Raw genomic sequence first — 26,997 nt, forward strand, 5'->3', positions numbered from 1 at the left:
CTGACATTAGAATTTAAGATTAAGGTTCACACCAAAGCTCCTGGTAGATGGTGTCTGCAGGTTATCCACACCAGCATCCGGATCTACGTTGGGCATTTTAGAGAACAGCAACAGGTTACGGCCTACAGCAGAAATGTCTGCTGCGCGGAAGATGTGCCCTTTCAGCCATTTGGATGGCAGCCTGTAGGTAAGCGTCACCTCTCTCAGTTTCAGGAAAGTCTGTGAGTAATAGTTGTAGTTCACAAACTGGCTGTTGCTGGTGTTCGTCATGTAGTCGATATAATTCACCGCTTGCTTGTTCGGCGCAAAGGTCCTGTTGTCCGTAACGATGTTCCCATCCCTGTCGTAAGTAGCCTGACCGGAAGTCACGATCACACCCTGTCCTACGTAAGTGGATTTACCTTCATTCGCTTCATCCCTGAAATGATTTACTGTACCGGGATTGGTACCACCCCACCACATTTTCTGGTTGGTAGTGGAATACATTAAACCGCCGATGCGACCATCTACCAGGAAACGGAAACTGAAATTGCCATAGGAGAAGCTGTTTTCCAGGCCATAGATCAGGTCAGGATCGCTGTTGCCCACCAGGCGCTGTATATTATCCTGCAGCGGGAATCCATCAGCCCTGTAAATCACGTTACCGGAAGGATCTTTCTGATAAACAGAAGCGAAGATCTTATCGGCCCTGTCGCCTGCTTTCAGGTATCCGAGCCTGTCGCCACCGGTGATCTCTTTCAGGTAACGGCGATAAGTGCTCAGGTTCAGCAATACATCCCATCTGAATTTCTCTTTACGTACCGGTGTAGCGGTAGCTACGATCTCAATGCCTCTGCGTTGATACACGTGGCCATTCTCCAGGCGGCTGGTAAAGCCACTACCCAGTGATACCGGTATTTCCAGGATGTTATTAAAATCTTTCGTCTGGAAGTAAGTAAGCTCCAGGCCCACTTTGTTGCCAAAGAATTTGGTTTCCACACCGGCTTCCCAGCTGTCGGACGTTTGCGGATGCAATGACTGGTTATAGATCACATCCTTGTAGGTCAGACCTGGTTTACCATTCCATGTGGTGCTCTTATCATACGAAGGAAGATATCCGTAAGTGTAACTGTTATCCAATGTACCGCTGGACACCCTGGATACCGCACCTCTTGCCTTCAGGAAAGAGAACCACTCAGGCAGACGTACCAGTTGCGATACGATCACGGAACCTGACAGTGATGGATAGAAGAAACTATTGTTGGCAATTGGTAATGTAGAGATCTTGTCATTACGCCCGGTAACAGAAAGGTAGATAGCGTTATACAATTCTACATCCACCACCCCGTAAAGACTCGCTGTTCTGCGTTCTTCCAGTGAGTTGGTTGACTGTACGGGATTCGCAGAGTTACTCAGGTTATAGAGCCCGGGAATAGTCAAACCATCCGTGTTGCTGGATGCATTTTTCTGATTGCGGTAATAGTTGGAGCCGCCGGCCTGTGCATGTATCTTGAGTTTATCGCTGAAAGTATGGTTGTAGTCAACGATCAGGTCAGATACGATGTCAAAATAGGTGCTGGAAGTAATGGTATATTGTCCCCTTGACTTATTGCCATAACCGATATAGCTCTTAGGCTCATTATAGTTACGGTTCAGGCTATACTGGTTAATACCGTTGCGGAACCTGACATTGAAGGAAGGACTGATCTTATAGTTCAGATCAACTGATCCGAATGTATTGTTCTTATCATACCCTCTCAGGTACTCATAGGCCTGGAAGTAAGGGTTGTTATAATAGGAGATGTTGTAGTGACGTTGCTGAACACCTTCCTTACCGGGCACCCAGTAATTGCGCAGGTCGCGCACATCGATGTCCGGTCCTGTCCAGAGGATCAGGTTGTACAGGTAGTTGGTAGGGCCATAACCTGTTTCCGGGAAGTTGTGCGTGTACTCTTTGTTATAGCTCATACGGCCGTTCACACTGAAATTCTTACTCAGGTTGTAGGTACCTGACAGGTTGAAGGAAGTATTCTTCAGATCTGTATTGGGTACAATTCCCTGCTGATAGATATGTGAGGCAGAAACCCTGAAACTACCGTTGTCTCCGGCTTTGGTGAAACTGAGGTTATTGCTGCTGACAATACCGGTACGGAAGAAATTCTTGACGTTGTTCTTACCGCGTGAGAGGAATGGTAATGGTACCAGCTTGCCTGTAGTAGGGTCTACAGGGCTGTTGAACTGGGGCGTTTCCCAATAGCCACTTGGTGTGGACGCATCACGCTGATCCAGTTTAGGTCCCCAGATCCAGCCGAAGCCTTCGGGGCCACTACCAGAACCATCTATATATTCATATTCGCCTTTGAAGCCGTTACCATAAGTGGTCTGCACTGTAGGTATGCGGATAAAGCTGGTCTGCAACTGTGTGGAAGAGTTGAACTCAACACTCAGATCTTTGGAACCACCTCTTTTTGTGGTGATCATAATAGCGCCATTTGTACCGATAGAACCATATAAGGCAGAAGCAGAAGAACCTTTCAGCACGGTCATGCTCTCAATATCATCTGCATTGATCTTATACAGATCCGCAGTCTGGTCGGGAATACCATCTATTACGATCAATGGCTTGGCGCCACGCAGAGAGATACCCGGGTCCTGGAACAGGTCTGTCGTATTCCTGATGGTCAGACCTGCTACGCGGCCTGTCAGGGAACTGATCACGTTTGGTTCACGTGCCTTTACCAGGTCAGCGCCTTTTACTTCCTGGGCAGCATAACCTACCTTGGCTTTCTCTTTCTTAATGCCTAAAGCGGTTACCAGTACTTCAGATAATTTCTTTTCATCATCCTGCAGGGTTACCTGGTAACTGACGCTTTTATCCACAGTCAGCAGGTAGGGCTGATATCCTGTAAAGAAGAACTGTAATACTTCTCCTTCATTGGCCTTGATCTGGAAATCGCCATTCTCGTTAGAGATAGTCCCGCGCTTAGTACCTTTCACCATGATAGACACACCAGGCAAGGGCTGTTTCTTTGCATCAGTCACTTTACCGGAAATGGTCTTCTCCACGGGATCTTCCACTGCTACGGGCGCAGCGCCGGCTTTGACGATAATATTATTGTCAAGGCATTTGTAATTAAATGCTGCCTGACCTGCCAGTTGCTGTAATACATTTTCCAAAGTTGTATTGCGTGCATTCAGGTTCACTTTCCTGGCCATCAGCCCGGATTGGTCCATGCAGATAATGGAGTAATGCGTTTGTTGTTCGATCATTTCGAACACTTCTTCTAATGACTTGTTCTGTACGATCAGTGAACAGGGCACCTTGTGCAGATCTACCCGTGCGCCTGCCTGTACAGAAGCGAATGGAAGGGATAATACACAACAAAGCAACATACATAAGATGGCTTTACTGCGTGCGATACTCAGATGTTGGTAAAAACGAAACATAAATTCATGCATTTAGCGTGATTGATAGGCATTACTTTGTGGTGAAACGGATCTGTTTTCCGTTGATGGTGTAATCAAGATTGTCCGTTGCTTTGATCACATCCAGTATATACTTCAGCGGTTTGTCATTGAACCTGGCAAACAGTTTGTAACCTGCCACAGCAGAATCGGCGAAGGAGATCTCGACATCATATAATTGCTCCAGTCTTTTTGCTACAACTGACAATGATTCATTACGGAATACCAGCAGGCGCGATGTCCATCCCGTAATGGATTCCACATCATACTGCCGGGTATAGGCGTGCTGCGCATGACGTTCATAATACAGTTCCTGTCCCGGCTGCAGTTCATACAACTGCTTTTGTGCAGGTACATTTACCTGCACCTTTCCATCTACCAATGACACGGCCGCACTATCCACTCCTTTATAACAGGTTACATTAAAGCGGGTACCCAGCACCTGCACAGACAGTTCCCCTGCCTGCACTGTGAAAGGCTGGTGCGCATCTTTCGTGACGTCAAAAAACGCCTGTCCCTCCAGCATAATGTTCCTGTCATGTTTTCCAAATTCCTGTGTATAGCGGATGGTACTCTTTGGCGCCAGGTGTACAATGGTTCCATCAGGCATCGTGTCTTTCAACAGCTGCCCTGGCAACGTCCTTTTCTCTATATAGGCGAGTGCCTCATGGCGTGGTTGCTGCCTTAAAAAGAGGATGCTGCTGATAATAATACCCGCAACAGCAGCGGCGATACCTGCCTGCCAGGAATAACGTCTTATTAATCCTTTCTGCCGCTGGCTACGGATGCGTTGCTTTACATCCTGCAAAGCCGTGGCTACGAGGGCTTCATTATGCTGTTGCTGACTGGCCAGCCATATTTCCTGCAGTACGCGATAGGTTTGTCTGTTTTCTTCCGCACTTTCCAGCCATTCAGCCAGGAAATCTTCTTCCCAGGGCAGGGCCTGTTCATTAAAATGCCGGGTGATCAGTAAATAAAGGTCCTTTTGTTCCAATCTTTTTTGCGTTTACAAGACAAGGACGAAAAGAACGATCCTGCTCGTGACAGCAAAAACGGAGTTAACATATTGGTAATATTGGGTAGGAAGTCTTGAGAATTTTCAATGCGCGGAACATATGTGTCTTTACGGAGTTAAGAGATATATTTAACAGATCCGCAATCTCGTCATAACTGAATCCTTCATAACGGTGCATCTTAAACACCAGCTGCATCTGGGGTGGCAGGCGGGTGATCAGCTGTTGTATCTGCGAGGTAACGTCTTTGTATATGAGCTGATGGTCCGGCTGTTGATGATCATCACCGGCAGCTTCCGCCAGCACCTCGTCCGGCAGGCTGAAAATGGTCTTGCGCCTGCGGTAATAGTCAAACACCCTATTCCTGACAGAGACATATAAATAGGCGCTTAAAGTAGTAGAAATAGTGATCTGGCGGCGGTTATGCCACAGCGTGCAGAACATCTCCGCGACGATATCTTCTGCTTCGTCGGTCGGGTAAGGCAGGAGTACTTTGGCAAACTGCAACAATCCTTCATAGTAGCGTTTGAAGATAGCATCAAATGCATCTTCGCTTCCGGAGATGAAGAGTTGCAGGTGTTTGTCTTCGTCGAATAAATGGCGTGCCATTATCGCAAAGCTAAGGGGTGGCAGTCGGTTTCAATGTTAGGTTTTTATTAAGTCTGGATTATATAATATTGATGCCGTCTCCCCGACATCTTTATGCCGATGTTTTTTTCTTTATATCTTTATTGCCATAAATCGAGTACTTCTAATGAAAGAAAAGGTAATCAGGGCTTTATATGATGAGAAGACTATAACTGTCTACCAGGCGTACAATAAAACAATTGCATTGCATGCCATTAAAGCCCAGACATTCGTTTCTCCTCCTTTCAAAAGGGAGCGGATGACATGGATTAAACCTTCTTTTCTCTGGATGATGTACCGTTCAGGATGGGGAACCAAAGAAAACCAGGAATATATTTTATCTGTTAAGATAAAGCGGGAAGGATTCGAATGGGCATTACAAAATGCCTGTCTGTCGCATTTTGATAATGCCGGCCATGCAACCTTTGATGATTGGAAGAAAAAGCTACAGACATCGCCCGTACGTATTCAATGGGATCCTGAAAGGGATATTTATATGCAGCCGTTACATGAACAACGTGCTGTTCAAATGGGGTTGTCGGGGATCGCTGTAGAGAAATATATAGATGAGTGGATTGTGAGTATTGAGGATATTACAGCTTATGCACAAAATATCCGTGAGCTTATTAAAGCTGGTAAAATAGATCAGGCAAAGGAGTTGTTGCCGGTTGAGAGGCGTTATCCTTTGCCTGATGGCATCCAGTTGATGCATTGATTAAATGAAATTAAAATATTCGCCCAAACTCATTGATTAGTACTGCCATCGGCCAAACGAACGAGGTTAAAATCAATTCTTTTATTAAATGGTTTGTCAATAGAAGTGATGTAATACTCCCTATCAAGCAACGGCTTTATAGTATCAAATTCATCTTCATTAAAAATGAAAATGTTTCTTTGGTTCACTCTATATCTCGTACCATCCGCTTTTATAGTTGAAATACCATTTCTATTACAGTAAGCAGAAACTATCAGCTGTTCAAAAATATCACGGAAATCCTCTTCATTCAGATGATACAGATAACCTGCGTCATTCCATATGATAAATCTATTCTCAGGTTCAGTTTCAAAATTCAGTAACAAATCAAAAAGCGCATGGGGATTTGTACCTAATTCATAACCAACTGGCAAAGCCAAATTAGCCTGATAAACAAATGATTTATAGTCCGGGATCAATCTCCCGTATAGCGTTGCCACTTCGACATTTCCACTCCTGATGAGGAACTGTGTATAATTAGTAATAAACCAGATCATTTTGTCACGATCCTTCTCTATTACAATAAAATCATTGGCAGACGCAGCTTCCAATAAGCGATGCCATTCAAAAACCGGTTGGTCAATGTTGACTTTAATCTCATTCAAATGCATGTATAAAGGTTATGTCTTAGATTCCAAATGGAACCTGTTATCACTTACTTTAATAAAAACCACAATACCTGGAACATTCCTTGTACAGGATCGCCGCTTTCGGATTTTAATATATACTTTTCTCCTGTCTTATCAGTTAAAATAAGTCTGCTAAATCGGCCAGGCGCGATGCCTTCTGCGCGCTCTAATAAAAATGCAGGCTCTACATTGACCAGGTTATCAAACAATATTTCATATGGAACACTTTCTGCCCCTGGTTTAGCGATTACCCGCCTATTGGTAAGCAGGGACCATTCCTGCTCATTATTGAAATAAACAATTATGCCCTTTTCGCCTTCTTTAAGCCGCTTTAATATACCTGTATACAAAATGCTGTTTTCCTCCGTTACTATTTTTGTAAGTACTCCCTCACCACCTTTCCGTTTGAATATAGCGACCATAACAGATGATCTGTCTTTCTCCATAATTATTTTACGATAAAATTGAGTAAATTTAATAACAATTCCCCGGCATCTCTATCCCCCCTTATCAGATTGTCATTTCACCTAACTCCAACCACATGAAAACGTGTATACTCATTATCTGCATGCTGCATATCTTATCGTATCGCTTATTCGCTCAGCAGACAGACACCGCCAGCTACTACCAGCAGCTGGAAGAAAAGTACCAGCGGCTAAAAGACTCTACCTCCCGCTTGTCTCCGTTTATTCCCGCTGTTTCGTCGGTACTCGTCAATCACCGGCAACTGGAATTAAACTTCTTTGCATCTATTATATCTGCTAACAATTACAGGGATGACGACGGCCACCTGGGCGACCTCAATGTCCGTCAAACGTACCTCTACCGCACATTACAGGCAACATATGGCGTATCAAAACACGCACGCTTCAATGTCGGAATAGATGTAAATATTGTGATGGGAAGGATAGACCAGGACAGGAACAGTTCTATATTTAAGGTCTTTGATACAGATGTGGAAGGTAACAGCAAATCAGCAAGAGCCATTACATCTGTAGCGGCGAGGATCAGGTGGAGGCCCCTGAGAAGGAATTATAATTTCACCATACAAAGCAGTGCCATCTTCCCGACGGGTATCAGTCGCGCGAAGCAGCAGGTATTAGGTTATAACCAGTTTTTTCTGCTGACACAATTCCTGTACAACCAGCCTTTGAGTGAACGCCTGTTCCTCTTTTCCCAGCTGGGTTTGCAATATGGATTTGAGAGAGACAATACCCCGGCAGCCTTCTTCTCTCCCATCTCCCTGTACTTAAGTTATTTAATCCCCAGGAAAACTATCCCCTTTATTTTGTTTAATTATATTCCTATGTTCATGAAAGATAACAGCTGGTCTTACAGCCGCTATACGATGCAGCTTGGCGGCGGATTACAATACCAGATCACCCGCCGGCTGCTCATCAATGGCTTTTATGCCAATGATATCAAAGGAAAGAACTACCCGGACTTCAACACTTACAGTCTCAGTTTGCGCTATGTGCTACACTAATGTATCACTGATCGCATTGCAGGTCAGGCTCATTGGATCTCCTGTCAAACGTACATGTTGAGATAGTACCTGTTTTAGAAGAGATCAGCACCATTTTCAATACACAGGGATTCGCTGTAGGAGAAGAGAATTGTCCGGCGAAAGTTTCACCTGTCGTCTTATTGGTAAACTCAATGTAGTTTAAGTCATTATAGTCCTTGTTCTTATCAAAGTGATATTCGTAGCTGCCGGTCACGTCATAATTGAATGTACCGTCATCTGTATTGAGATCAACGAAGTTATTCCCATCCTGCAGGGAGAACAGCCCGCAGCTCCAGTTGTTCGAAATACCCGGAACATAGTTGGGCGGTGGGATTGTAATGATTGAGAAGTTAACGCTGGCAGGCCCTGCAGGTGGCGGACCTGATACCTGGAAATTGATCGTAGACGTGCCTTTAACAGTTTTCACCTTTACGGTCGCCGTGCCTGCAGGCAGGTCTTTGGGTACGGTAACGGTGATCACCTTCTTATTGTTAGTATAAACAACAGCATCTTTATCATTAAAGGTGACACTGATAGCACCTGAAAGATTATCGCCGTAGATCAGTACAGGATATTCTGTGAAGTTGGCCGCCGGAATGATCTTACTGAGCGTTGGCGGCAAGGGATCTACATTGTCCGGTTCTTTTATTACTTCGAACTGCAGTTCATTGGACTTTCCTCCACTGGTGTACACTGCGATCTTGTTCATACCTACAGTGGCTCCTGACGGCACAACTGTTGTAATAGAAGTGCCGGTATTACCCACAATTGTAGAAGCGGTACTATTGAACGTGATCTTGTCGGCATTACCAATGTTCTGCCCATTTACAGTTACAGGATCGCCCACGATACCTTTCAGGGGAGAGACAGAACTAAGTGCCGGCACCGGGGTGACCTCCTTTTTGGATTTGCCGCAGCGCGGGCCTGTAAACAGGATGATCAGCAACAGCAGGAATAGCTGTCTGCCCCTTATCAACTGTTTCATAAGTGTCGTTTTATATTACTTTGAATAAGCTGTCTGTTACATGGCCAATCTGCTTAAGAGGATCTGCGCCCTGTTGTCCAGCTCCTGCAGCCTTCTTTCGAGTTGCAGCTGCGAAGCCTCTATTTCACGCATAACGGTATCTTTAAATTCTTTTCTCCGCCCGCCTTTTATCTCTCCCCTGTTATATTCATTGATATCTCTTATCTTTAAGTTCAGGGTGAAGATATTGGCGCTATGCAGTTCACCCAATGCATAATTGAACCATTCCCGTACTTCAGTGGCCTTTGCTTCACTTTCCCATAAGTCCGCCACCATTTCCTCATATCCGCTATGTTTCCTGTTAATATCTTCAAAGGCTTCATTATAACTGGTCACGGCGTCTGTAAGCACCTGCATCGCCTGCGGGTCATCAAACGCATGCCTTGCGGTGAACTTGAAGGCATCTTTCAGATCTTTTGCCTCGTTCGTATAGTTATTGATAGCAGCAGCCAGCTGTGGATAAAAGTCCTTTCTTCTTCTGTCAAGATCTATCTGGTCTTTCAGATCTTCCAGCTTGATGTTGGTCATCTTCTGGATCTCATCCCGGAAAGCAACCAGTGACTGCTCTATACCATCCTGTTTCACGCCCAGTTGCAGCAGGCCATTCTTGATCTCATTATTGCTTCTGGCTACAGCGCGGGTGAGAATATCCTTCGGGGAATCTCCCACAATGAAAACAGTGGCAATACTGCTATCTCTCGGTACTGCTACACTTCCTCCGGGTGGATACAGAATGCTCTGGTCACTGTCCACCAGTTCCAAGGTTACGGTACTGACATTGTTGTTAATGGGAATAATGAATTGTCCGTCTGAACCAGTCGTTCCCCGCCCCTGGTCTACGAGCCTGACGGAGATATTGTTCAGCGCTTTACTGCCGTCGAAAAGCACCACCCTTCCTTTAAATCTTCTGACGTTCTGGCTGAAACAAACATGCGTAAGCAATAGCAAACATATTGCAAGGCGGCATCTCAAACATCCTTTTGGCATATATATCAGATTAAGGGGTCTTATCTATTCTCAGATCAATCGGTATTGTCGATGAAATAGTCACTACTTCGTTGAACCTGGTGATCCCATCTGTGACCACCTTCAATTGCGCCTTCTCTCCTGGTGGCAATGGTACTGTCAGGGAAAAATTTCCATTGGGATCTGTGTAACAGGTAGCCAGTCCGCTGGAAAAATCAAGCAAGGCATGCACAACGGCCATATTCTTCTGATCCAGCACGGAACCTCTAACCAATGTGGACAATGATTCTTTGGTCCTGGTAACATGGATATCCACATAATCTTCATTCTTAGAGATCAGCACCTCATTGGAATCTGCCAGTTGATAACTGTTAATAGCAGGTACTATCCTGACTTTCCTGTTGTGATACTTTTCCGGTATATTATAGAATGCCACCTCTCCATCATGGATATTCACTGTTTTTGGTTCTTTCCCGATATACAAGGTCACCGTACCTTCATTCAGGGTAGTCATGGGACGGTCATTGCTGACAATGCGCATTTTCACATCAAACTGTTCCTTCCTGTTGAAGTTAGGCATAATAAAGCCACCGCCTACTACGAGGGCGAATATCACGATAGGACCTGTCAGCTGCAGCTTTCCGTAAGAGACGCTTTCATTTGATGTAAAGGAAGCATACGATTTCATTGCACCGGCAAGAAAAGCTGCACTGCTGAATCCGAGGGGGATGAGAATGATGTAATAAATATTTCCCGTGATCCCAAGATCTTCCAGTTCTTTACCAAAGAAGATCAATACACCTGCAGCCAGGAAGGACAACAGGAAAGCCACCCCACTGATCCATATCCAATTCATACGGCGCCTTGAGGCTGAGCGTCCGTTTGCAACAGTCTTCATATTATTATTCACATGAACTTATATACAAGCCATAAAATAAATGCTATTGGTGATTGGCATACTGTATCGCCTGGCTATATACCTGGATTATTTCTTTAGTGACGAATGAAATATTGCGGCCTCACATGTATTTCATCTTCGTGCTACGCGCCTAAACCATCATCTTATTGCGCTATAGAGGAAATTGGGGTGAGGGATCTTTATAACGAATTTGCTTATGTTAAGTTATAAATATTTTTTCAAACTGCTATCAGTATTTTTTACTATTATATAAAATTGGTTCATAGATGAAACGCAGTTCCACAGAGGACTATAGGAGATTATTATAATTTATTTATTTTAATCATCGGTCAATAGTACACTGATGATAGGACAGTGATGAATGCAAGACACTTTGCACATAAAAGATCAGGGCTTAGTTATACAGAGGGTAATAAGCCGCGCAAATACAGGCAGCCGCCCCAATTACTTTGAGACGGCTGCACTGCATACTGCCTGGAATGCATTTACAAACACTACTTATTCACAGCTTTCTAACGCTTCTGGCAGTCTATGTAACGATGACTATAAAACATCAAACACCAGGGTATCAGACAGGAACCAGTCTCCACCCAGGTTGTCGATGGTAATGTTGTGCGTACCAGCTTTAAGCACCACAACATATGAGAGATTGGCAAATGCTACCTGGTCTGTCAGCAGCACACCATCTGCATAGATACTCACCCGCGCACCATTCTGTGACACTGAAGCAACTGTCAGCTTAAAATATCCGTCCTGGGGAAAGCTGACATTGATGGTAGCAGGATTATAGAACTCCGGATGAGCAGGTTTGCCATATACATACATGGCCAGGTTGGCAGCGTCCGGTGTTAATGTACCGTCAGCAGCCAGCGTAAAGGTGTTCACCGGTGGTTTACTGCCCCACTGGTATCCCGGTAGCACTGTTCTGGCACCGGCAGTTTGTCCGGGCGCTGGAAGGCCCGACGCAAGTGATGGCACAAAAGCATAATGATCCACCTGTGTCCAGTCGCCACCGAGATTGTCTACCGTGATCCTGTGCAGTCCCGGTGTGAGCGCAACCACATAAGAGGTGTTAATAACAGCAGATTGGTCAAGCATTTTAACGCCGTCCACATATATGGTTACCCGTGGAAAACCTACCGAAATGGTAGCAGCGGTACGCACCTCGAAATATCCCGCCTGTGCGTAGTTGACAACAAAGGTAGGCGGATTGCGGTATTGCGTATTGGCCTGACTGCCGTACACAAACATTCCGAGACTGGAGGCACCTGGCCTTATACCGCTATTATCTACGGTAAAGACAGCAGCAGTTGTTGCAGCCCAACCCAGTACAGGCGACACAGATACAGGCGAGCTAAGCGCATCCGGCGTGCTAAGGGTAGCAGTAAATGCAATATCCCACGGCAGTTCCGGCAGATCGAAGCTTAACACACCATTGGCTGTGGTGGCTATCCGGGTATCGACAGGTTGCGCGGGAGCGGTAGTTGCGGCGGGCGCACAACTGTAAAAGTTGACGGTGTAGGTCCCGTTGCTCATACCGGGCATATTTACAATAGCGCCGGCAGGCACTGGTGGCGGAGGTGTGGTCGTGTTGTTATCTATAAAATACTGGTGGTTGTACAGCCTGTATTGGATATAACCTGCCGCCTGGCTGCTATCAGCGCTTTTCAGGGCATATAGATTTAAAGGCCCTACTGCGTTGATAAACCTGAATTGGCCCACCAGTACCCAGTCAGTCCCCAGGTTGTCGACTTTAATAGTATGCTGTCCAGCACTGACAGGCACCGTATAGATACCGTCTTTCTGAGCCACCTGGTCAAGCAGTTGTACGCCATCCACATAGATATTAACGTTACCGCCATGAGGGCTGACATCTGCCGCTATCACGCTAAAGCTTCCGTTCTGCAGGTAATTGACATGAAAGGTGGGGGGTCTGCGCAAAGTACTGTTGTTTGTTACGCCCCAAACAAACTGTGAAAGCTCGCTTAGCCCCGGCGTCAGCTCGCCTTCATTATCCAATGTGAAGTCAAGAACAGGCGGAGGATTGTTGGGATTGCCCGCATCCACAGGCCACATTCCTTCGGGTTTGATGGTCAGGTCGGCCGGAGCTGTATTATAGTACGTCGGGGACGCTTTCTGATAATTACCGCTCACAAAAGGCACGATATCCTTAAACGCAGCCAGCCTTGAAAAGTGCGGATACAGGTTTTGGTCGTCCACCCAGTGTTCCCACCAGGGTATAGCACTGCCCATGGCGCCACTTAGCAGGGTTGCCCACATTGCATTGTGCATGCTGACGCCGTTCGGATCCACTAATTTCTCATCAGTAGCAATCACTGTCATGCCAAACTCGCCGTCCAGTACCGGTTTTGAATAGGTACTGAGACGTTGTTGATTCAGGTTGGCGAGCAGGCGTGGCATACGTGGATCCTGCTTGTACTTATGCACCTGCGTAAAATCGATACTGGTACTACGCCAGGTACCATCGCCATACTTCTCATCACCAAAGGATGTCGTAACAAGATGGTAAGGGTCGATCGATTTCAGATAGGCAGCCATTTCGTTATGCCATTGATCAATGACAGCCGAGTTGTCAAACTGTATAGTGTCGTCGGGCTTACTCTTATAGTAGGGTGTGTTGTCCACTTCATTGAACAATTCCCAGCTTTGCAGGCTGCCTGCATATCCCCATCGTGCTACCAGGTAGCGCAGGCGGTTTTTGAAGATCTCTTTCGCGGTACTGTTACTAAAGAATGACAATGGATCATCGCAGGGACCACCCTGTGCTACATTGTATGGATTGTTTTGCCACTCATCGCCTGCTACGAACTGGTTATGATAGTTGATGCAAAGCATAATGGCATAACCGTTGGTTTGTCCGCGGGTGAGCAGGTAGTCGATCTGCTTGGCAGCTGTTTGCTTGTACTTTTTCAGCTTGTCAAATCCCGTTATACCTCCAACGTTGGTCCATTCCAGGGCCACTCCCCAGGTAGCCATCCAGATGCGGACAAAGTTGACACCTGTAGGCTCCAGCTTATTGAGATGATAGTTATAATTAACAATAACATCACCATCGGGGAAGGCCAGATTTTCTCCCACGGGGATGTATTGTGCACCGCTATCCCATTGGAGATAACTGGTGTTGGTCTTACGAATGTATCCCTTGCCGGTAGCTGACACACCGGAGCAGTTGAAGGAATATACAGGACTTGTGGCAGGGGCTCCGCCTTGCAGCCTGCCGGAGAGAACATACGTCCACGCACCTTCTTCATCCGGCGTAAAACGTACACGGAATGCGGCCGGGCCATTGATGGAAAGATCGCCGGTAGATGGATTGAGGTTGTAATCCTGCATCCAGAAAGCATCCACCGTTCGCTGCACACCTCCGGGGGAGGTAAAGGTAGCCTGCACGGCAATGTCTGTGTAATCGTAAGGGTTGGTGTAAGTAGCACTGAGGTCAATAACGGCCTCAAACAGATCCCATTTGGCCACGGTGGCCTGGGTTGGGCTAACGCCATTAAATGTAACTGGCATGATAGAAAATTAAAGTGATCAATAATAAATATGGTACCTGACTTGTGCGGGATGTCTCGTCATGACGGGTTACAAATTTGATGGGATCATCCTGGCACTTTTTTGTAAAAATGTAAACGTTGGAAAAGGGTTTAATTAAGGAGACGGTTATTCAATATTTCCATTTTTAAAATCTCTGTTTGGGGTTACAACAAATCGAAAATACTAATTTTTTTAGTAGAAAAAAAGTTTCTGAAAAATTAAGTCTGGAGCTAACTGAGCCGTAGTATTAAATGAAATTCACACTCAATCCGGTTAGAAAATAGACGAAGACTAAAATGAAAAAAGGAGGATGTATATAAACGAGCCGTTTTAGGCGCCTGAAAGGAATTACGCATAGACAAACTCAGCTCGTAAGTTTGATCGTACTGTTGAGGCTAAAAATGGCGGCAAATTGAAAGCAACGCAAGAGATCCTACCAGGCAGGTGGTGATGTAGTTTGCAAGTGGGATATTGGGGACATCAATAAGATTTTACTCTTCTTTAGGCCAATTCTTTCATGATATACTTCAGCATATCGAATGGCCCATAGGGCTCCCATTTCGCATTCAGGATAAATTCTTCTGCCAGGGAAATAAACTCCTCCCGCCTATTCCATCTGTATCTGTTATTCCTGTTCAGGATAATAAAGTTAAATGCAGCCAAAGGTTCATTCAGATCTGATGTCAACATACCAAGCGCCAACATGTCGCCAGGGTGAGTAATCAGGTTCCCATCAACAATACACCTCGCTTTAGCACCGCCTGTTACGTTATCAAGTTGCTCTATTTGATAGAACAGGCTATCCTTTAGCGGATGCCCGTCCAGACAGGCAACGTGCATACCGGCATCGCTGAATACAAAGAGGGGGTCTTTGGTATTACTTGTCAAGGGCGGAGCTGCCGTAATTTCGTCAACACAATTCAGCTTTTGTCCGCACAATACGCATTTGCTTAATCCTTCAAAAATGATTGCCATCTGGGAACTACATTAAGAGACTCCGGATTTGCGCTGAAGCCCTGTTAGTTGAAATAAATATCAATGTAGTCTGTAACGTTATTGCCCTCACAGTTCTCCATTTCCTGCAGTCGCCAGTACTTTCTCGCACCTTTGGCGAGGAAATGATAGGTACCGGTCCTTTCGCATACATTCCCTTCATTAATGCTTTCGTACAGGCTCATAATCGTACCGGTGAATATCAGTTCAGTGGCAGAAGCAACTTTCAAGGTGCCGTCAATCGTTACAAAACTGTTGCTTTGTGCATCACGCTGTTCTCCTTTGATGGTGTAGGTGTTCTTGTTCTTTTTGCGGATCTGTACCTTACCAGGCTTGTCCCAGCTGATCCATTGGAGGGTGAAATTATGCGTGCCTTCACGGAGCGTGGGGGTGGTTTTCTTCTGGGCATAGGAGCTGTGAGTACAGATCAGGATAAAGATGAGACACAGCCAGGCGGATATTCTTTTCATGTTTGAATGAATCATTTTAGCGGCCAAATTTAGACAAATTAATAGTTCCCAACTATATCCGATCAGGCTCCGCTACCAACGGTGTACCAATGGCCTTAACTTACGTTCAACTTACGTCTTGAACGTAAGTTGAACGTAAGTTAAGGCCATTGGTACTATAGTGGTACCGAACTGCTAATGAATCAATACATGGTTTCAGAAATAGCTGTGTAAAGCTTAATTTGCGCAGCTGTAAAGTACACAATGAATTTACAATTACCTGTAATGTCAATCCTGAAACTCCGCACAAAAACTGTAAAGTTTTTCTGTATGCCTTATCGTGGTATAGGTTACACTTTTGTTGATATAACCCGTTTGAATTTCACACTATTAAACGATAATCCTGAAAAGGTTGTTTTTTCTGGATTTTAGTCCCGGATCGTGTTGACAGTATCCGTCTTGATTGTCTTATCCTGGTATAGGTTTACACTTTTGGTGAGATAATCCGTTTGAATTTTACAATATTAAAAGATAATCCTAAAAAGGTTGTTTTCTTTAGATTTTAGTCCTGGATCAGGTTGACAGTATCTGCTGTTAATCCTGATTTTGGACCATCTTTTTTCTTGGTTCGCCATCTCCTTACTAATTCCCCTTGTTTTGTATGTGCCTGATTCGGAGTCAGATAGTCGCAGCTTGTATGAGGCCTTTGTTCATTGTAGATGCGGATAGTCTCTGCTACTATAGCAGCCGCGGCTTCATAGTTTTTAAATAACCGGTCCAGGCCAAATTCTAACTTTAATATTCCATTTACTCGCTCAGCAATGGCATTTTCATACGGGTTGCCCTTCTCGGCCATACTAATGCCGACGTGACTATCATTAAGTAATTCTATGTAGTTTTTACTACAATATTGTGACCCTCTGTCAGAGTGGTGAATCAGGCTATATTTGATGGGATTCTTTATATCCGATAAAGCCATTTTTAAGGCCTCAATAGGCCCTTCGGCCTCCAGTGATGGATGTAAGCAATAACCGACGATTTTTCTTGAATAAGCATCAGTTATCAGGCTCAAATAACAGAACCGGGAGCCTACCAAAGGAAGGTAAGTAATATCACTAACCCACACCTGGTTAGCCTGACTAAGCTTCAGCTCTTTAATCAGATTAGGATATTTTTTGAAGGGATGATTAGAATCGGTAGTCCGTATTTTCTTACGTTTTCTTTTACGGACAAGCATTCCATTTTCAGCCAACAGATTGAAAAATCGATCCCTGCCTAATTTAATTTTATGATGTTGAAGAGTTTGTGAAAGCATTCTATGAAGTTTTCTGGCGCCCAGTCGCTTTTGTGAAGCTCTGATTTGCTCCGCTTTGTCAAGAACGATGGCCATTTCCAGGCCAAATTGATGATCGCTGTTTTTCCGCTTATAAAAAGCTTGTCTGCTTTTACCAAACAGTCCGCAAACATTACCCAAATCCTTGTCCGGATAATGTTCTTTTACTCTGCAGACGGCTTGGTACCAGGCTTTTTTTGGATCTCAATATTAAATTGTTCTTCAGCAACTTCGATCATTGTCTGAAAAGCAAATGCCTTTAAATTGGCATGTTCCAGCTTTTTACGGAGTTCTTCATTTTGCTTTCTTAAAGCATCAAACTCCTTTTTTTCCTGTTCTGTCATGGCCGTAGATATTATGGGTTTTTCCAAAGTCGTTTGCCTAAGTTCGGAAGAAAAAAGAGAGTACCAATAAGCTATTTGTGGTTTAGTGATCTTATAACGAGCTGCGACCTGGCTCATGCTTTGGTCTCCGGCCATGTAATCGGCTACGACTTTGTTCATGAACGACTGCTCATATTGGAACTGTGGTCCCAGGCGTCCCTTGCGTCCACCTTTGTTCTGATTGTTTGAATTTTGCATGTTTTACACTTTTTAAGGTGTAAACCTATTTCAGGACCTGACAGATACCGCTTTGATACCGCTAATCTTACGTTAATCTTACGTTCATGGACGTAAGATTAACGTAAGATTAGCGGTATCAAAGCGGTATCAAGACGGGTCTAAAACAGGGTCATGACATACCTGAGATCCGGTCGAGATTCGCTCAAGGTAGCCTCATCCTCCCTTAATCTTCCGTTCCTGAACGGAAGATTAAGGGAGGATGAGGCTACCTTGAGCGAACCTGTACCGAACCTCTGCTAAAGTTTAAGCACCTATTGCCTCATGAAAAGCCAGGTTCCCCTGTTGAGACCTTTAGATGAAACACGCATTCAATATAATGTAAATCAATATCTTAAACCACATTAAGAGGCAGCAAAAATGCGTATTTCCCGCATGTCTTTTCTACTTAGCTTTGTGATATGATCAGAAAAAAAAGTGCAATGACCGGGCGGAAAAAAGCGCTATAATTCTCCCGGAGTGATGAATGGCTACAAGTTCTTTGACATAAAAAAAGACCTCCTGAAATGGACGGCTTTTGCGCATTTTACGGCACCAGGATCTCGATCCAGGGATTCATTAACGTATAGGGTCTTACCGGTGGTCCGGCCACAGTATTATGCGCCCGGATGGCGTCTATTGCTGTGTCACGGTCCTGCGAACCGCCGGGGATAAACTCATGCTCGCCTGCCGCATTGACGACCAGCGCCCAATATTGGTAATGAGATAGCGTCAGGTACACACGGCTGTTGATATAATCCAAAACAACTTTAATATTATGAATGTGAGCGGTACCAGCTCCTGTGTATTCCGCAAATCCTACCGGCGCTGTTGGGGCGCCTGCGCCTCCTGCGGCCGTACCGGAACCTGTTCTGGATGTAGCGGTGTAATGTGCATGCAATGCGGCTGCTCCGGCAGGAATAGCCGCTGCCGTCGCCGGCGTGGCTCCAGCCCGGCCGTTACCAGGCAGGAGACCTGTAGAATCTTCATGCCAGCTCCTCAATGTTCCCGGCACCGTCGATGTAGCATTGCGAATACGGGCATCCAGATCGTAGGGGGTTCGCTCATCTACCATAGTTCCACCACGCAATTGATTTTTTACATCAAAGAGTAAATTCAACAGTGGTTTAGGCAAAAACTCCTTTGCATTATCCCATGACAACTGTTTGATCTGCGGTCGCGCCACTCCCGCATCGGCCGCAACACGCGGGGCTGTTTCCTGTGTTGTAGGCGCCAGCAGCGTTGCCCCGGCAGCACGGCCAAAAGCACTTTGCGCTGCGGCCTCTGTAGCCCAGTTAATGGCAGGAGATGCAGCATCTGCAGCAGCCTTCTTGACGGCCCTCGAACCTGCCGTTGCCGCATATGTAGCTGCCCATGTAGGCCTTACATTCTCATGCGCATAACCCTCAACCGGAGTTACGGAATAGGCCGTCCTGGAGTTAGGCACACTAACCGTGGCTGCTGTTCTTGTAGGTATGGGCGCTCCTCCCTTCGGAGGCGTGGCCATCACCAGCGTATGGTCGGCTATAGTCGTGGTAACCCTCCTGAGGATGACGTTGACCAATGCAACAAGACCGTCAAGCGCCCTGACATGGGAAGCGTACAAAGGGGCTGCCGCGGCGGCAGGTGCTGCGAGCGCCGCTTTGTAGGCCGCAATGGCGCCTATTTCACCTGCGTTCTCGTTTCCTTCATCTCCCGCAAATGCCACGTTTCCCGGCCCTGTTGCCGGCAATCTATTGTCAGCACGGCCTTCGGCCAGCGCAAGGTCGCTCTTCACAAAAAAATTAGTATAATCACGGATCTGTGCCATGGTAAGACCACCAGCACCGCCAAAGGTGTTCTGATATTGTGTGGCAGTGAAATTTATCACACGCTGCACAGGCGCTACACCCGGCACAGACTTTTTAACAGCGCTATTGTCTGCCATGGCCTGAAAAGCCTCTAACTGCCTCACCCGCGGACTTTCCATAACGGCCTGCTGCAGTTTTCTCTGTGCAATCGCTTCCGGGCGCTTGTCCACAGCGTGAAAACCAGCATTACCTTCCTGCTGCACTGATGCAGGACTGTTTGTAGCTGCCTGTCTGTTTACAGTAGATCTATCGGCGTGAGCACTCATACCAGTGTAAGTTTTTTGATACCTGCCATTCCAGGGGTTCAGGACATTAAACACAATAGCACATTCATTCCGGTATATTAGATATAATATACTTCTAAATATATAGCTATTTATTAATACAAATTAATATTCTTCCAATGCCGGCCTGGCTATGTAAGTACCTGCATAAAAAAACCGCCTCAATTTAATGAAAGCGGTTTCTTTTAAAGATGTTGAAAGTGTGTTACTTCTTCTCCAGCTGATATTTTGGTATCACCAGGAAGTGTACAATAGTGTGAGCCGCTAAAGAGAGTACAACCACGATACCGGGGATCAGCAATTGTTTGCCTGGCGTATCAAATACATCCAGTATGGATGATTCATCTTTACCAGCATATAGCACGGCCAGTAAAAACAATAATCCACCACTGATCCATAAGGTAAGATGAGAATAAAAGTATCTCAGTTTCCTGTACCCGCTTTTTCCAAACGAGGTGAACAGCAGCATAACGTGGGCAATGAAAAATACCAGTGCCAGTGCAAGGAGGGAGTGAAAAGCAGTCATAAGTGTCTTTTGAAGTTCTGAGGTTTGTAATAGTTAATACGACAATAGGTAGATGTATCTATATAAAGATATCGTTTTTAACTATTTCCTCCAAACACTGATCAATGCTGCTGAGGCGCTTCCTGTGCTGCCTGTGGAGCTGGTGGCGCCGGTGGTACCTGTGATGCCGGTGGTTTGGATGCAGGCTCCTTCTGCCCGTTGTGACAGGTATAACAGGTCACCGTCATCACTTGCGCGCCCTGCGCATCTTTACCGGATTTGAAATATTTCTTATTGATGCGCATGGTCATTTTCAGCATCTCACGGGCTGTTTCCTTTTCTTCCTTGTCGTCACTGGCAAAATCCAGTTTCTTGGGATTGTCCGTCTGCCTGACATGGCAAAAGTCACATTTTACGCCCAGCGCCTTATTGTAACCGCGCATCTCTTTTTCGAGATCTTCATGGCTGATGTTTTTAGGCAATACTTTCAGATTCTTTGCTCTTTCTTCCTGCTGCGGCAATGATAATGAACATAGTGAGGCCGCCAGCAACAGGGACAGTGGTACAAGATAAGACCGTTTTAAATGCATAACGTTATAATATTAAGCTTCCTTAAATTCAGGCTAGGAACTTACAAAAAAGTCTTTACACTCTTACAAATTATTATATGACTCCCAGGATTTTATGTTTAAGGGAGGAAAAACGGTACCCGAGTGTGACAGAGAAATCACTGTTCTGCAGGTGAAGATGGGCTGCCGGCAGGTGATTACGGGCATAATCATGGCTGGCGCTGAGGTAACTGAAAAAGTGCTCGCCATTATACCCACAGTTCATACGCGCCAGCGCACTGTATACAAGTGTGATCTGTTTCGGATTAAAACGGCTGTCGTATAGCGGATACTGCCCACCTGCCCCCAGCAGTAAAGTAGGATTGATGCTCCAGTGCCCTCCATCCATCACCAGATTGAAAGCGTAACCAACATAACCGATCGTGGAAACCCAGGTAGGCTGCGGCTTTACAAGCTCATACACCATAGAGTCTTTCATCTCGTTGCCTACCAGGTTTGCATGTGAAAAGCTGAATTGCTGGTATTCAGGACTGACCATAAACAGCCAGCTTCCGGCGGTGCGCTGCTGCAACTTGCTGTAAAAGTTGGCTGCACTATAGGAAAAATGCTTAGGGTTGGCAAAAAGATAAAGGTTCAATGCGTATTTCCGGTAGCGGATATCTTCAAATGTAACGGGCGGTTCACTGCGACGGCGGCGAACCTCAAACAACATCCCGTTCACATGCTGATAACTGGCTTCCAGTCCGAAGCGGCTGCCAAACTGCGACAATTCCAGGTTGCGGCTGCGCAGACCAGTTTTCCGGTCGGCCAGACTGGTATAAGGCAATGTGAATTCATAAAAGAGCGAGAGGTATTTATAGTTGAGGTTTACGCCGGTATAACCGCTGTTATTGGCCAGCAGGTGCAGATAATCGCGGGGCGTCTTCTTGGTCTGGAAAATAAAGCTGCTGCCGGCATAACCGCCGTAGAGCTGCATATTGTTATCTTTCTGAAATGGCTTTATCCATGCACTATCGTTCGCATGCTGAGCGTACAAACAGCCTGCTCCCGAAAATTGTAAAAGAAGGAACAGGCTGATGTGCAGTTGTAGGTTTAAAAAAAAATATTTCATCTCATCTCATAGTCAACGCTATCACAGATATTTCTACCAACGGGCTTTTTACAGGCAGTGTAAGCACAAGATCCCTGCTTCCCTGATTTCCCTTCCAAGATAGTTCATTTCTGAATTACCGGACAGAAATTGCACATATTTAACTTTTTGATTAAAACCTGGCAGTGCCAGTTCCCCGATGTCTATAGCGGTACCTGTACATACAATTTCCCGGCCGCCGGATGGCTTTTCAGTTGCATCCACTCTCCCATCGCAGTTAATACGCCCTTGCACAGGGATCGTATAAACCTTGTACGGCAGGACCCGGGATTCCTAAAATAACAAACTATCCGGAAATACCCAATACAAAATAAACTAATCTGTAAAAAGTGAAAGAGCCGGATCCTGTATTAACACAAGCCCGGCTCTTTCTTTTTTAAAGTCCCCCAATCCTAAAATGTCGGATCGTCAGGTATGTTGACGTTATCATTCCTTTCTACGAAAGGAAATGGCAGCCAGCTACGTTTACGTTCTGCCACCGGTCTGTCAAACCTGCGCTGGTCTTCCAGTTCAAGTCCGCTCATGAAGAGTTCTATATGACGATGCTTGTAGATCAGTTCCAGCAGTCTGTCTTTCGTGGCAGCCACTTCGGCGGGCAAGCCTGCACCTACGCCAAACGTATCGGCAGCGGGCGCCTTGGTCACTACTTTGTTCAGTTGCAGTAAACCATTCACCAGGTCATCTTTACGCGCATAACATTCTGCTTTGATCAATGTGATCTCACCTGGCAGATATACGGGAATACTTTGGGTCGTAGCGGTAAAGAATCCTTTTACACGAAAACGCGGATTAACATCAGTCCCTACATAAAATGGTACGCGTTTATCTCCAGGGTCAGGTTGCAGACCCACAGGAAGCCCCATTGTAGAATCCACTACCTGGTAAATGTTGTTGGTGGCTGTTACCAGTGTGAAGATCGGGTTTGTGGTCAGTGAATTGTAGTTGAAAGTCGAATAAACCGTTACCTGGCTGGCAGCGGCCAATGCAACGTCATAATCGCCTGCAAACAAGGCATAACGCGCCTTCAAAGCATACAGGGTGTTCACAAGATCGAGGCCTGCAGGTATGTTCGCTTTAAAGCCTGCACTAATAGCATTGGCATTCACAACAGTCAGCGCATTATCGATCACACGCACCGCTTTTCTGTATCCTTCCTTACTGGTGATGAAAGGTACATCCACACCAATAGTATCAGGTACATGTGTCCAGAACATAGCAAGATTGCCCAGTGCCAGCGCCTTATATATGGAAGCATAAGCAATCACACCGCTGGCATAACCAGGGTCGGTGATAACGCTGTTCGCAGCATTCAGCACACGGTTGGCATCAAAAATGATCTTGTTTGACACTGCCCACATACCGGTAACAACAGCGTTTGTGTTCTGCACGGCGGCAGCGCCTGTGTATAGCTGGCCTTCATCTGCATTACCTGCGTTGACAACATAAGTGCCGCGGGTCAGCAGACTGGCGGTAGCAATAGAAGTGTATAAGGTACTTGTCCTGTTGGCAGTATACCAGTTCTGCAGCCCCACCGCTACGTCTGTCAAGGCATTCGCTGTGCTGACAGCATCATCATAAGCGGGGCCTGAAGGGTCTGTATATTCTTTTTTACAGGATGCGGCTACCAACAGCAGCATACCTGCCAGAAAAGAACGACTGTATTTATTGAGATGTATTTTCATAAAACTACTTTTTGATGATTTAGAATCTGGCACGAAGCGCTACATTATATGTCCTGGGAGCAGGTACACTACCGAAATCGATACCACGCAATACAGTGCTTTGTCCTGCCGCATTTACCTCAGGGTCATATCCTTTGTAGTTATCCCATGAATACAGGTTACGGCCGCCTATGCTAAGCGTCAGATCACTTAGTCCTTTGATCTTACCGAAGTTATAGCTGAAAGCCACTTCCCTCAGTTTTACAAAAGAGCCATCATCTATTCTCCATTCCTGGATATTGTAGTTGCCGGCAATGAATCCACGGGGCAACTGTCCCAGGTCTTCCTGTTCGGCTATCTTTCCGTTGTCCACACCTTGCCTTGTTCTGAAATCAGCGTTAAATACATCAACTCCCTGTACGATATCCAGCTGTGTGTGCAGACTGAGTCTCTTATAGCTGAAATCGTTGGTGAGGGTACCTGTCCAATCGGGATTAGGATCGCCTATTTTCTTCTGCAGCGCAGCCACACCTGTAGTTGGCGGTAAACCGGTATTCGGATCTCTTACAGGAGTGTAAGAAAAAGGCGAGTGCTGTACACCGCCCTCTGTAACCGGAATACCATTGGGTTTTGTCAGCTTATTACCATTAGCATCGCGGGCAAAGAAACTACCATAGAAGAAGCCAATGGGCTCTCCATTAGCAATAGCAACCGGCGCACCACTCACGGTTGGATACAGCAGGATGGACTGCCCGATGTCCAACGCTTTATTCCTGTTACGGTTGAAGATAGCTGTCATATCCCAGTTGAAACTTTTGCTTTTCACAGGCGCTACATTCAATACTACTTCAAAACCCTTATTGGAAAGTGAACCAATGTTATCCAGGCGGGTGCTGTAACCCTGTGTTGGTGCGATAGCACGGGCAATCAGCAGGTCTTCCACTTTCTTGCTGTAGTAGTTAACGGAGAGGTTGATACGGTTGTCCCAGAAGGCCAGATCTGTACCAAACTCCAGTTCCTGCTGTCTTTCAGGTTTGATATTGGGATTGGTGTAAGTGGTCGGCGATGTGAAAGATGCCGCACCGATAAAGGCAACTGCCCTGTAAGTATTGAAGCGGCCATAAGCAGGGATACCTGTCAGGTTGCCGGACTGACCATAGGCAGCCCTGAGTTTAAACAGGTTCCACCAACGGGATACATTCAGCGATTTCCAGTAATCTGTACCTGATAACACATAACTGCCGCTTAGCTTTGTGTAGAGCTGGTTGCGCTCATCTTCGCCAAATACGGAAGAACCATCCATTCTCAATGCCCCTGTAACAAAGAGCTGATCACGGTATTTAAAGTTCTGTTGTATGTACTGACCGGAGATAGATAAACGGGTACGCTCATCTGCACCGGGTATAGGTGTAGCAGCGCCGCTCACCGTCTGTACGAATGGAGGCAATCCCCTGCCCTGTTGGAGGGAATAATGCCCACGCTGGTATTGCAGGGAATATCCTACCTGCGTTACAGATGCCAGGTCAGCAGTGATCTGCGCATCGTAGGTAACGTTCACATCATGGTTGATCAGGAAGGAATTATTAACACCGGCACTGGCATAACCATTCTGTGTAGGATCAAGCTTTGCGCCACCACCAAAGAAGCCAAGGCTTACATTGTATGCAAAAGGAGGAATAAAGGTGGTGCCGTCCTGGCTGTAGTTATCGATCCCCATGTGATAATCTACGGTCAGGTTCTTGATTGGCCTCAGCTTGATACCGGCGCCGGCAATCAACCTGTTGGTCTGCTGTTGCTGCTGAAAATCCTCAATGACAGAAACAGGGTTCACACGTCCGCGCTCTCCCACTGCCAGCAGGTTACCCAATGCATTACGCTGATGAATATCGTAGTAGTTACCAATGATCGTAACGGAGTTGGTAGGAGAAAAGAAAGAGTTACCATCCGGCTTTTCATTGGTCTTACTGTAAATGTAGTTCATGGTAGCATTGAAGCTGATCCATTTGTTGAGCTCCTGGTCCAGGTTCAGGCGAAAGCTGTAACGGTTGAAATCAGTATTTCTTACAATACCCTGGTTGTACAGGTAACTGGCAGATGCATAGTACCTGGTTTTGTTCTGCCCGCCTGTTACAGATACGTTGTTGTCTGTACCGATACCTGTGCGGAAGATATAGTCCTGGTAGTCGTAACGTTTTACAGGTGTTGTACGCACGATGGTATCTGTCAGGATCGTCTGTGTAGACACGTCAGGCGTACCACCAAACTTAACAGGCGCCTGGTTAACGTCCAGTTTCTTACGCAGTTCGTTCACATTAAAGCTGGTAGAGAAACTTACCACCGGCGCACCGCCCTTGCCTTTCTTTGTAAAGATCTGCACTACACCGGCATTGGCACGTGAACCATAGATGGCAGCTGCAGCCGCGCCATTCAATACTTCTATGCTTTCAATATCTGCAGGATTGATATCTACCATACGGTTCTGCCCCACATTACCGGCAAAGTTACCACCGGCATAGGAAGCGTCAGCATTTGTGACGCGGGTAGTGGAGTTGTCGATGATCACACCATCGATAATATACAGTGGTTCAGTAGAACCGCTGATAGTACTGATACCACGCAGTTTTACAGACATTCCGCCGGCAGGATCGCCGGAGTTCTGTGTGATCTGCGCACCGGCAGTTTTACCCTGCAGTGCTGTCAATACGTTGCCGGTAGCGCCTTTGGTGAGCTCGTCCGATTTTACAGTGCTGATATACGTACCCAGTTGTTTACGCGTAGTACCGAGAGAAGCACCTGTTACCACTACTTCATCCAGTTTGGATACCGAAGTGCTTAACTGCTGATTAAGCGTATAGGTAGTGGCGGTACCAATTGTTAATGCACTTTCTGCAGGAGCAAAACCTATTCCTGTAAATACGAGTGTATAACTGCCGGGTTTCAGATCGGCATTGATGTTATAGACGCCATCTACTGATGTAGTGGCGCCCAGTTTGGTTCCTTTGATCGCTACGGTAATACCGGGCAGGGTAGCGCCCGTTTCGTCTGTAACCTTACCTGACAGCTTTACCTGCGCAAAAGCAGCGAAGGCAGTAAAGCATTGTAAGACCAGCAAAAGCAACAGATACCTGCACCTGGCAAGCCGGAATAATTGATAGCTCCTCATAAA

The 26,997-nt window shown here is 45.9% G+C and carries 21 protein-coding genes; 2 read left to right on the forward strand and 19 right to left on the reverse strand.

Annotated features, from left to right (window positions below; translation table 11 throughout):
- Window positions 1-6: 6 nt before the first annotated feature.
- The 3 genes from MYF79_RS29650 to MYF79_RS29660 all read right to left on the reverse strand — a co-directional run bounded on the left by MYF79_RS29650 (window position 7) and on the right by MYF79_RS29660 (window position 5,066).
- On the reverse strand, window positions 7-3,426 hold the full coding sequence (locus tag MYF79_RS29650; RefSeq protein ID WP_247811470.1) for a SusC/RagA family TonB-linked outer membrane protein: 3,420 nt from the start codon (window positions 3,424-3,426) through the stop codon (window positions 7-9).
- A 31-nt stretch (window positions 3,427-3,457) separates the two neighbouring features.
- Window positions 3,458-4,438 carry a FecR family protein gene (locus MYF79_RS29655; RefSeq protein ID WP_247811471.1) on the reverse strand — a complete coding sequence of 327 codons (981 nt, stop codon included), beginning with the start codon at window positions 4,436-4,438 and terminating at the stop codon, window positions 3,458-3,460.
- A gap of 64 nt (window positions 4,439-4,502) precedes the next feature.
- Window positions 4,503-5,066 (reverse strand): RNA polymerase sigma-70 factor, encoded by a 564-nt coding sequence (locus MYF79_RS29660; protein ID WP_247811472.1) that lies wholly within the window; start codon window positions 5,064-5,066, stop codon window positions 4,503-4,505.
- A gap of 145 nt (window positions 5,067-5,211) precedes the next feature.
- Between MYF79_RS29660 and MYF79_RS29665 the strand changes: the two genes are divergently transcribed.
- Complete coding sequence (locus MYF79_RS29665) at window positions 5,212-5,799, forward strand: DUF4291 domain-containing protein (protein ID WP_247811473.1); 588 nt, start codon at window positions 5,212-5,214, stop codon at window positions 5,797-5,799.
- A 29-nt stretch (window positions 5,800-5,828) separates the two neighbouring features.
- Here MYF79_RS29665 and MYF79_RS29670 read toward each other — a convergent pair whose 3' ends face one another.
- Window positions 5,829-6,449: a hypothetical protein gene (locus tag MYF79_RS29670; protein WP_247811474.1), complete on the reverse strand. Its 621-nt coding sequence runs from the start codon at window positions 6,447-6,449 to the stop codon at window positions 5,829-5,831.
- A 44-nt stretch (window positions 6,450-6,493) separates the two neighbouring features.
- Window positions 6,494-6,913, reverse strand: a complete 420-nt coding sequence (locus MYF79_RS29675) for a hypothetical protein (protein WP_247811475.1) — start codon at window positions 6,911-6,913, stop codon at window positions 6,494-6,496.
- A gap of 95 nt (window positions 6,914-7,008) precedes the next feature.
- On the opposite strand from MYF79_RS29675, the gene MYF79_RS29680 reads away from it, so the two are divergent.
- Window positions 7,009-7,953, forward strand: a complete 945-nt coding sequence (locus MYF79_RS29680) for a hypothetical protein (RefSeq protein WP_247811476.1) — start codon at window positions 7,009-7,011, stop codon at window positions 7,951-7,953.
- Window positions 7,954-7,957: 4 nt separating this feature from the next.
- Here the strand turns inward: MYF79_RS29680 and MYF79_RS29685 are convergent, their stop codons facing one another.
- The 14 genes from MYF79_RS29685 to MYF79_RS29750 all read right to left on the reverse strand — a co-directional run bounded on the left by MYF79_RS29685 (window position 7,958) and on the right by MYF79_RS29750 (window position 26,994).
- A complete protein-coding gene (locus tag MYF79_RS29685) occupies window positions 7,958-8,959 on the reverse strand; it encodes a hypothetical protein (RefSeq protein WP_247811477.1) in 1,002 nt (333 codons plus the stop codon).
- A 36-nt stretch (window positions 8,960-8,995) separates the two neighbouring features.
- Window positions 8,996-9,985, reverse strand: a complete 990-nt coding sequence (locus MYF79_RS29690; RefSeq protein ID WP_247811478.1) for a hypothetical protein — start codon at window positions 9,983-9,985, stop codon at window positions 8,996-8,998.
- Between the two features lie 10 nt (window positions 9,986-9,995).
- Window positions 9,996-10,820, reverse strand: coding sequence for a hypothetical protein (locus MYF79_RS29695; RefSeq protein ID WP_247811479.1), 825 nt, complete (start codon window positions 10,818-10,820; stop codon window positions 9,996-9,998).
- A gap of 606 nt (window positions 10,821-11,426) precedes the next feature.
- Window positions 11,427-14,417 (reverse strand): DUF5060 domain-containing protein, encoded by a 2,991-nt coding sequence (locus tag MYF79_RS29700; protein ID WP_247811480.1) that lies wholly within the window; start codon window positions 14,415-14,417, stop codon window positions 11,427-11,429.
- 522 nt (window positions 14,418-14,939) lie between these two features.
- Window positions 14,940-15,413, reverse strand: a complete 474-nt coding sequence (locus MYF79_RS29705) for a hypothetical protein (protein WP_247811481.1) — start codon at window positions 15,411-15,413, stop codon at window positions 14,940-14,942.
- A 44-nt stretch (window positions 15,414-15,457) separates the two neighbouring features.
- Window positions 15,458-15,901: a hypothetical protein gene (locus tag MYF79_RS29710; protein WP_247811482.1), complete on the reverse strand. Its 444-nt coding sequence runs from the start codon at window positions 15,899-15,901 to the stop codon at window positions 15,458-15,460.
- 541 nt (window positions 15,902-16,442) lie between these two features.
- Window positions 16,443-17,354, reverse strand: coding sequence for an IS3 family transposase (locus MYF79_RS29715; RefSeq protein ID WP_247809346.1), 912 nt, complete (start codon window positions 17,352-17,354; stop codon window positions 16,443-16,445).
- 23 nt (window positions 17,355-17,377) lie between these two features.
- On the reverse strand, window positions 17,378-17,794 hold the full coding sequence (locus tag MYF79_RS29720) for a hypothetical protein (protein ID WP_247809347.1): 417 nt from the start codon (window positions 17,792-17,794) through the stop codon (window positions 17,378-17,380).
- 565 nt (window positions 17,795-18,359) lie between these two features.
- The gene (locus MYF79_RS29725; RefSeq protein ID WP_247811483.1) at window positions 18,360-19,928 is read right to left on the reverse strand and encodes a hypothetical protein; all 1,569 of its coding nucleotides are present in this window, start codon (window positions 19,926-19,928) and stop codon (window positions 18,360-18,362) included.
- Between the two features lie 223 nt (window positions 19,929-20,151).
- Complete coding sequence (locus MYF79_RS29730; protein ID WP_247811484.1) at window positions 20,152-20,472, reverse strand: hypothetical protein; 321 nt, start codon at window positions 20,470-20,472, stop codon at window positions 20,152-20,154.
- Window positions 20,473-20,573: 101 nt separating this feature from the next.
- Window positions 20,574-21,041, reverse strand: coding sequence for a c-type cytochrome (locus MYF79_RS29735; RefSeq protein WP_247811485.1), 468 nt, complete (start codon window positions 21,039-21,041; stop codon window positions 20,574-20,576).
- Between the two features lie 73 nt (window positions 21,042-21,114).
- The gene (locus tag MYF79_RS29740; RefSeq protein WP_247811486.1) at window positions 21,115-22,131 is read right to left on the reverse strand and encodes a DUF4421 domain-containing protein; all 1,017 of its coding nucleotides are present in this window, start codon (window positions 22,129-22,131) and stop codon (window positions 21,115-21,117) included.
- 431 nt (window positions 22,132-22,562) lie between these two features.
- The gene (locus MYF79_RS29745) at window positions 22,563-23,852 is read right to left on the reverse strand and encodes a RagB/SusD family nutrient uptake outer membrane protein (protein WP_247811487.1); all 1,290 of its coding nucleotides are present in this window, start codon (window positions 23,850-23,852) and stop codon (window positions 22,563-22,565) included.
- 19 nt (window positions 23,853-23,871) lie between these two features.
- On the reverse strand, window positions 23,872-26,994 hold the full coding sequence (locus MYF79_RS29750; protein WP_247811488.1) for a SusC/RagA family TonB-linked outer membrane protein: 3,123 nt from the start codon (window positions 26,992-26,994) through the stop codon (window positions 23,872-23,874).
- Window positions 26,995-26,997 lie beyond the last annotated feature (3 nt).

This window comes from Chitinophaga filiformis, assembly GCF_023100805.1.
Lineage (GTDB): Bacteria > Bacteroidota > Bacteroidia > Chitinophagales > Chitinophagaceae > Chitinophaga > Chitinophaga filiformis_B.